Origin of the sequence: Sphingorhabdus sp., assembly GCF_023910635.1 — a bacterium.
Classification (GTDB): Bacteria; Pseudomonadota; Alphaproteobacteria; order Sphingomonadales; family Sphingomonadaceae; genus Sphingorhabdus_B.
This window is the reverse complement of sequence record NZ_JAAVVZ010000026.1, coordinates 24,340-32,074: the sequence shown is the minus strand read 5'-3', so window position 1 is coordinate 32,074 and position 7,735 is coordinate 24,340. Positions and strand designations below refer to the sequence as shown.

The 7,735-nt window shown below is 57.9% G+C and carries 9 protein-coding genes and 1 pseudogene; 6 read left to right on the top strand and 4 right to left on the bottom strand.

Going from position 1 to position 7,735, the window contains the following annotated elements; translation table 11 throughout:
- Together HEQ34_RS12365 and fmt are read right to left on the bottom strand one after the other, a co-directional pair.
- Window positions 1–143, bottom strand: a pseudogene (locus HEQ34_RS12365) (tRNA pseudouridine(38-40) synthase TruA); the annotation flags it as partial.
- A gap of 571 nt (window positions 144–714) precedes the next feature.
- Window positions 715–1,620 carry a methionyl-tRNA formyltransferase gene (gene fmt, locus HEQ34_RS12360; RefSeq protein WP_296200875.1) on the bottom strand — a complete coding sequence of 302 codons (906 nt, stop codon included), beginning with the start codon at window positions 1,618–1,620 and terminating at the stop codon, window positions 715–717.
- A 42-nt stretch (window positions 1,621–1,662) separates the two neighbouring features.
- On the opposite strand from fmt, the gene recR reads away from it, so the two are divergent.
- Together recR and def are read left to right on the top strand one after the other, a co-directional pair.
- Entirely contained in the window at window positions 1,663–2,259 is a 597-nt protein-coding gene (recR, locus tag HEQ34_RS12355) for a recombination mediator RecR (protein WP_296200872.1), read from the top strand.
- A 31-nt stretch (window positions 2,260–2,290) separates the two neighbouring features.
- Complete coding sequence (gene def / locus HEQ34_RS12350; RefSeq protein WP_296200883.1) at window positions 2,291–2,848, top strand: peptide deformylase; 558 nt, start codon at window positions 2,291–2,293, stop codon at window positions 2,846–2,848.
- A 37-nt stretch (window positions 2,849–2,885) separates the two neighbouring features.
- On the opposite strand, the gene HEQ34_RS12345 is transcribed toward def, so the two are convergent.
- Window positions 2,886–4,049 carry a penicillin-binding protein activator gene (locus HEQ34_RS12345; RefSeq protein ID WP_296200869.1) on the bottom strand — a complete coding sequence of 388 codons (1,164 nt, stop codon included), beginning with the start codon at window positions 4,047–4,049 and terminating at the stop codon, window positions 2,886–2,888.
- 33 nt (window positions 4,050–4,082) lie between these two features.
- Between HEQ34_RS12345 and rsmI the strand changes: the two genes are divergently transcribed.
- Genes rsmI through HEQ34_RS12325 form a run of 4 tightly spaced genes read left to right on the top strand, consistent with a single transcriptional unit; the run spans window position 4,083 to window position 6,878 of the window.
- Window positions 4,083–4,913: a 16S rRNA (cytidine(1402)-2'-O)-methyltransferase gene (gene rsmI / locus HEQ34_RS12340; RefSeq protein WP_296200867.1), complete on the top strand. Its 831-nt coding sequence runs from the start codon at window positions 4,083–4,085 to the stop codon at window positions 4,911–4,913.
- Window positions 4,910–5,260, top strand: a complete 351-nt coding sequence (locus tag HEQ34_RS12335) for a YraN family protein (protein ID WP_296200865.1) — start codon at window positions 4,910–4,912, stop codon at window positions 5,258–5,260. Before rsmI ends, HEQ34_RS12335 begins: the two co-directional genes overlap by 4 nt.
- 11 nt (window positions 5,261–5,271) lie before the next feature.
- Complete coding sequence (gene gshB, locus HEQ34_RS12330) at window positions 5,272–6,234, top strand: glutathione synthase (RefSeq protein WP_296200863.1); 963 nt, start codon at window positions 5,272–5,274, stop codon at window positions 6,232–6,234.
- On the top strand, window positions 6,234–6,878 hold the full coding sequence (locus HEQ34_RS12325) for a DedA family protein (RefSeq protein WP_296200862.1): 645 nt from the start codon (window positions 6,234–6,236) through the stop codon (window positions 6,876–6,878). Before gshB ends, HEQ34_RS12325 begins: the two co-directional genes overlap by 1 nt.
- Here HEQ34_RS12325 and HEQ34_RS12320 read toward each other — a convergent pair.
- Window positions 6,835–7,722 carry a tyrosine recombinase XerC gene (locus tag HEQ34_RS12320; RefSeq protein WP_296200881.1) on the bottom strand — a complete coding sequence of 296 codons (888 nt, stop codon included), beginning with the start codon at window positions 7,720–7,722 and terminating at the stop codon, window positions 6,835–6,837. The genes HEQ34_RS12325 and HEQ34_RS12320 overlap by 44 nt on opposite strands.
- Window positions 7,723–7,735: the final 13 nt, after the last annotated feature.

Here is a 7,735-nt window from a genome sequence, read left to right as displayed (position 1 = left end):
GCGCTGTAGACCAAAGTTTTTTCGCCAGTGGTTTTGAATATCGCCTCTTCGATCGCGCCTTGGACCGAGGGGCCATGGTCCTGCCATTGCCAGCCCATATACGGGCCGCCGTCAAATTCGATGGTGAGCGCGAAGCGAGTCATTTGCGGGTAGCATATATGTTGGGGCGACGGGGATTTGGTTTCACGCAGCGGCGCAGAGGTCGCAGAGCAATGCTTCTCCCTGCGTCATGCTGAACTTGTTTCAGCATCCATCGTGCCACACAGACCGAAGGGACGAGACGGGAAATGGACCCTAGATCCGCTGGCGTGTTTGCACAAACAAGTTCAGGATGACGGGCATATCCGTTTACGCACCCCAATACCCCAAAATTGTCATTCCCGCGAAAGCGGGAATCCCTGGTCCGATATTGCCGCGCATAAAAGGATTTTAGTTCGCACGAAGACACGAAGACAGGGAGCAACCTCTTTGTGCCTTCGTGCCTTTGTGCGAACCTTTTTTCCGACAGTTCCGCCCATGTATTCCCGCTTTCGCGGGAATGACAAATCAAGGAGTTCACGCAGAGGCGCAGAGGTCGCGGAGGAATGCTTCTCCCTGCGTCATGCTGAACTTGTTTCAGCATCCATAGTGCCACACAGACCGAAGGGGTAAGAGGCAAATCTCTCTCCCCACAACCAACCTGCGCTGGAGCGACGAATTTGGGAGTGAGCGGGGTCATGTTAGGATCGTGCCAGTCGGAATCGCCTTGCCGCGCAGCAGGTCGGCGGTGGGCATCGCAGGCTTGCCTGCGCGTTGAATGCGCGTTGGACGGATGGCATGAACGCCGCAGGCGATGGTGAGTTGGTCGTCGATAATCTCGCCTGTTGCACCGTGGGCTGCGACGATGTCGACCGCCAAAACGCGATATCTCTCGCCGTCAAATTCGAACCATGCACCCGGCGCTGGGTTGAAAGCGCGGATTTGGCGCTCGACCGCCGCCGCGGACAGGGAAAAATCGAGCTTCGTTTCCGCCTTGTCGATCTTGGCGGCGTAGGTGACGCCTTCTTCCGGCTGCGCCACGCAGGGAAATGCCGCCAAATCGGTCAAAACCCGGACCATCAGCTCCGCGCCAAGCTCCGCCAGCTCCATAGTAAGCTGGCCCGTCGTCTGGTGCCCGATTTCGATTTCCGTCGTCGCGCGGACGGGGCCAGTATCCAGCCCCGCCTCCATCTGCATGACCATGACGCCGGTGGTGGCATCGCCAGCCAAAATCGCCCGCTGCACCGGCGCGGCTCCGCGCCAGCGGGGCAGCAATGATCCATGGACATTCAGGCAACCATGCGTAGGCGCGTCCAAGACCGCAGGCGGCAGTATGAGGCCATACGCAGCGACGATAGCAACATCGAGGCCCAGTGCAGCGAAATCAGCCTGTGCATCCTCCTGACGCAGCGACAAAGGGCATCGAACGAGCAGACCCAGTTCCTCGGCGCGTTGTTGCACGGCGGACGGGGTAAGTTTCTTGCCGCGATTGGCGGGGCGAGGGGGCTGCGTATAAACTGCGACCACATCATGCCCCGCCGCCGCCAACGCATCGAGCGTCGGCACGGCAAATTCTGGAGTTCCCATGAAGGCAAGACGCATCGTCACTTTTCCTTTGTTCAAAAGCCCCCTAAGACCCGGCGCATGGCATCGCAAGAAATAGACGCACTCGCGCACGCATTGTCGAAACTGCCGGGGCTTGGCCCTCGGTCGGCGCGCCGCGTCGTATTGCACCTTATGAAAAAGCGCGAGAGCGTCTTGCAACCGCTTTTACGCGCGTTGGAGCAGGTCGAACAAAGGCTGGTAGTGTGTGAAACCTGCGGCAATATCGACACAGGCAACCCATGCGGCATTTGCATCGATCCGCGCCGCGACATCCGGTCCATCTGTGTGGTCGAGGATGTATCCGACCTATGGGCGTTGGACCGTTCGCGTCTGTTTCCCGGGAAATATCATGTTCTGGGCGGTCGTTTGTCCGCGCTTGATGGTGTTCGGCCAGAGGACCTCAAGATAGACGGATTGGTTAGCCGCATTGCCCACGGTGGCATTGATGAGGTGGTGCTGGCGATGAACGCAACGCTTGAGGGGCAGACCACGGCGCATTATCTGGCCGAACGGCTGGAACAATTCCCTATCCGCTTGACCCAATTGGCGCATGGCGTGCCCGTGGGCGGGGAACTTGATTATCTCGACGATGGCACTTTGGCGCAAGCATTGCGTGCGCGACGACCCGTCGGTTGATTTATACAAAGACCGTCCCTATTTGCGACCCATGGCCATATTACCTATTCTTGAAGTGCCCGATGCGCGGTTGAAAATCATTTCGAAACCCGTTGAGAGCTTTGGTGATGATTTAAAAACGCTCGTCAATGACATGATCGAGACGATGTATGACGCGCCCGGCATTGGCTTGGCCGCCATTCAGGTGGGTGTGCCAAAGCGCCTGTTGGTTATCGACTTGCAGGAAGAGGCAATGGAGGGCGAAGAGCCCGTTCGCAACCCGCGCGTTTTTGTGAACCCCGAAATTCTGGACCCGTCCGACGAACATAGCCTGTATAATGAAGGTTGCTTGTCGGTCCCCGACCAATATGCCGAGGTCGAGCGCCCCGCCCAAATCCGGGCGCGCTGGCAGGACTTGGATGGTAAGCTGCATGAAGAGACCATGACTGGCCTGATGGCGACATGTCTACAGCATGAAATGGATCATCTGGAAGGCATATTGTTCATCGACCATCTGTCGCGCCTAAAGCGTCAGATGGTGTTGAAGAAGATCGAAAAGGCCCGCAAAATGGGCGGCGGTCATGTGCATGGCCCCGATTGCCGCCACTGATGCGGTAAGTTGCGCCTCCGCCCCAGGCGGGATGTCGTTATTTCACAAACTTTGACGGCGCCGCGCTGACGGTTACGAATTTGCCCGCCTGGATTTCCTGCACCTCAAGCATACGGTCGGTCATTCCATTAGGGTTGAAACGGAACGCGCCGTCAACACCGATGAAACCCTGAGGATCGGTCAACTGTCCTATGGGAAAGCGTGTGCCCGGACGCCAGTCGCGGGCGACGCGGGCCACCAGCAGCACCGAGTCATAGCCCAGGCTCGATAGACGCAATGGTGCTTTGCCAAATCGGGCGCGATATTTGGTGGCATATTGGGTGTAGAGCGTGTCCGATACACTTGCGAACCACGCGCCATACATGGGCGAACTACCCGCAAGCGTGCCGTCGATATTCCACAAATCGGTGCCCAAGATTTTGGCCGTGCGAAGCCCGCTGCGGCGCAGCGCAGGCACAATTGCCATCGCAGCGCGCCCGCTGTCGGCAACCAATATGGCGTCAATAGTGCCCATCTGTGCCAGACGACGGGCGGCGGCATCGGCAGACGCGGCGGTGCCATTAGATTCCTGAATGCCCACTAATATGCCGCCGGCGGCCCTTACGGCTGTCGTTATGTTCGATTGCGCACGTTGTCCGTAGACGTTCGATGAAACGACAGCGGCAAAGCGGTTCATGCCTTGTGACTTGGCATAAAGCACCACGCGTTCAATCGATTGGTTCGGTAAATGGCCAAGCAAGAACACATTCTGTCCGGCAACGCCCACATCGTTGGAAAAGCTGATGATGGGCACACCCGATGGACGCGCAATTTCTGCGACCTCGATGACATTGTCACTGCGCAGCGGGCCCAAGATGACCTTATTTCCATCCGCAATCGCGCGCTGTGTCGCGGCGGCCACACCAAGGCCGGTGTCATACGTAACCATGCGGATGTTGGTTACTTTGGTATCTGAAAGCGCCAGAGCCGTCGCATTGGCAATCGACTGCCCCACTTCGGCATCTGGACCGGTTACAGGCAACAAAAGGGCAACGCGGTGCATCCCGTCCGATGGCTCAGCAACTGCCGCTGGTGGGGCTTTGCTGCGCGGGACTGTGCTACAGGCCGCCAGCAAGATAAGCGACGCCAATATCAACAGCTTTGTGATCGGGCCTGCTAAAGCTTGCGGCTGCGCGCCCGTTACGGCAATGGATGCACTCATTTTGGGTTCCTTGGGAAGAAGCTGCATAATCCGATGACTTTCGAATCAGGCTTATATGTCGTTGCGACCCCCATCGGCAACCTTGCAGATATATCGCAAAGGGCAATCGACCTTCTGAAATCCGCAGAAATCGTCGCGGTTGAGGACAGCCGCGTCACGGGCAAATTACTGCATCACCTTGGCATTAAAAAGAAAATGCGCCGCTATAACGACCATAGCGGGGATATTGAGCGCGAGTCCTTGGTCGCCGCCGCGCGGGACGGTGTTGTCGCCTTGGTGTCGGACGCTGGCACGCCCTTAATCTCCGACCCCGGATATAAGCTTGTCCGCGCCGCACGTGACGCCGGCGTGCCGGTGTTCACCATTCCGGGCGCAAGTGCCGTGACGGCGGCTTTGTCGATCTGTGGCCTTCCAACAGACCGTTTCTTGTTTGCAGGGTTCCTGCCCAATAAAGCCAAAGCGCGGGTCGAGACATTGACCGAGCTGGGGCAAATCAAGGCGACATTGGTGTTTTACGAGGCCGGTCCGCGTCTGGCCGCAAGCTTGGCCGCCATCGCCGACACTTATGGCGACCGCGAAGTTGCCGTGGCCCGCGAACTGACCAAAAAGTTTGAAGAGGTTGTCACCGGAACGGCGGCAGAACTGGCGGCGCGCTATGCCGCACAGGAACCGAAAGGCGAAATCGTCCTGATCATTGGCCCGCCTGCCGGCGACGTGGCGACCGAGACGGGGGATGTCGATGCCGCGTTGCAAGAGGCGCTGGAAACTATGTCAGCCGCCAAGGCAGCGGGCGCGATTGCCAAGCGCTTTGGCCTGGAGCGCAATACGGTTTATGCACGCGCGACAGAGTTGAAGGCGCAGTGAAGCGCCTTGCCGCCGAAAAACGCGGACGGCGCGGGGAGGCTATTGCCGCTTGGTTCCTGCGGCTGAAAGGATGGCGCATTGTGGGCGTGCGCGTGAAAACCCCGCGTGGTGAGGTGGACTTAATCGCCCGGCGCGGAACGAGCATCGCCTTTGTCGAGGTAAAGGCACGGACAAAAGCCGTTGACCTTGCTACAGCGGTTGATGCCAGTCGGTTGCGCCGTGTGGCCGCTGCGGCAGAAATTCTGCTCCCCAAATATGGCAAAGAATGCGAAAATATGCAGATTGATGTAATTATGGTTGCGCCATGGCGATGGCCCAACCATTTGCCAAATGTCTGGCACGGATAGGAACTCGCGAAATGACAATCAAAATGGCGGTCCAGATGGACCCGATGGACGGCATCAACATCATTGGCGATTCCAGCTTTGCGCTGATGTTGGCAGGGCAAACGCGCGATTATGATATCTGGCATTATGATGTTGGTTCCTTGACGCTGGATGCCAATGATCGGCTGATGGCTTGGGCGCATCCGGTGCATGACCTGCAACGGGTCGAAGGCGCGCATTATCGTTTTGGCGCGCCGCAGAAGATTGATTTAGGCGCTGACATCGACGTGGTGTTGATGCGGCAGGACCCGCCTTTTCACGTCGGCTACATCACCGCCACCCATTTGCTTGAACGCATCGCGCATGAAACTTTGGTGGTCAACAACCCCGTCAGCGTCCGCAACGCGCCCGAAAAAGTGATGGTGCTCGATTATCGGCAGTATATGCCGCCGACAATCATCACCCGTTCGGCAGACGAAGTGAGCGACTTCCAAAAAATACATGGCGCGGTTGTTGTAAAGCCGCTGCACGGCAATGGTGGCAAAGCCATTTTCCGCATTGACGCCGACGGAAGCAATTTGGGTGCCTTGTTTGAGGTGTTCAACACTACTTGGCCCGAACCGCATATGGTACAGCCATTCCTGCCCGATGTGGCGCTGGGCGACAAACGTATCGTTATGATTGACGGCGAAGTGACTGGCGCGATTAACCGCCGTCCGGGCGAAGGCGAGTTCCGGTCCAACCTGGCCGTTGGCGGCAGCGCGGAGTGGACGCAGCTTACCAGCCGTGAGCTTGAGATATGCATGGCTATGGGCCCGCGTTTGAAGGAGCTTGGCCTGATATTTGTCGGCATTGATGTCATCGGTGGGCAGTGGCTGACCGAGATAAACGTGACCTCGCCCACGGGAATCGTCGCCATTGATCGTTTTAATGGCACGGACACACCATCGCGCATTCTCGACGTTATTGAACATAAATTGTCGGGGCAGAAATAATGGAAGATTGGATCATTCGCTTGGTCGAATGGGGCCATTATTGGGGTGTCGCGTTGTTGATGCTGCTCGAAACGATATTCCCGCCGATACCGTCCGAAGTCATCATGACCGTGGCTGGTGTATCATCGGCGCGCGGGACTATGAACCTTGCAGGGACAATTGCGGCTGGCACGGCAGGCGCGATGCTCGGCAACTGGATATGGTATTGGGTGGCGGTCAAATTTGGTGAGGCGCGGATGCATGTCTTCATCGACCGATACAGCCGTTGGTTGACGCTCGATTGGGATGAGGTGGAGCGCGGCCAAAGCCTGTTTCGCAAGCATGGATCGATCATCGTATTGATCGCGCGGATGTTGCCCACATTACGGTCGCTGATTTCGATACCCGCTGGCTTGTTCGGCATGACGTTTCGGCGTTTCATGATATTTTCGACGATTGGCACCGCCGGATGGACCTCGGCCTTGGCATGTGCGGGCTATTTTCTGGGATCGCAGTTCAAAGATGTGGAAAAATGGCTTGGGCCAGTTTCGACCTTAGTGATCGCAGCTATCGTCCTGACCTATGTTTGGCGATTACTGAGGTGGAAAGCTAAACCCGTGCTTATGCCCGAGGATGTGCGTTCTGATACTCATCCAAAAGCATAGCGGTATCGACAGCCGTATAAACCTGAGTCGACGACAGGCTGGCATGGCCCAATAGTTCCTGCAAGCTACGCAAGTCCGCCCCGCCCGCCAGCAAATGCGTGGCAAAGCTGTGGCGCAGCGCGTGCGGAGTTGTCCGGTCGGACAAGCCCAATCGCGTGCGTGCGCCCTGAACCGCGCGGCGAACCAATGCGGGCGATAATGGCCCGCCTTGTGCGCCGCGAAACAATGGCTGATCGGCACCGGCGGTATAAGGGCAGAGCGCGAGATATTCTTGAATGGCGGTCCGGACTTGCTCCAGCAAGGGCACGATACGCGTCTTGTTGCGCTTGCCTGTGACGCGCAACGTGCTGCCCAGCGGCAATATGTCGCCCATCAGGCCGGTCGCTTCGCTGACGCGCAGGCCGCTGCCATAGAGCAACAAAAGCAGCGCCCAATCGCGCGCGCCGATCCAAATATCCTTTGCATTTTCGGCGACGTCATCAGCCAGGGCCAGAACATCATCGGGGTTCACCGGGCGCGGAAGACTGCGCTGCACACGCGGCCCCTTCATCACAGGCAAAGTAACATCATCGCCCAAGGCAAAGCGTAAGAAATGCCGCGCTGCGGACAGTTCACGCGCCGTGGAACGATTAGTAAGGCCATCGCCGCGCCGGTCGGCCAAAAATGCGCGCATGTCTGCCGATGAAATCTTCTGCAGCGTCACGCGGGTAACTTCGCCGCCCCAATGGCGTTGCAGGAATCCCGACAGCCGGTCTGCCGTCGCGTAATAGGCGCGCACGCTATGCGGTGACATCCGGCGGTTGTCGGTCAGGAACGCGAGATATTCGGTGAGCAAGGAGGGCATAAATCTCATGCTA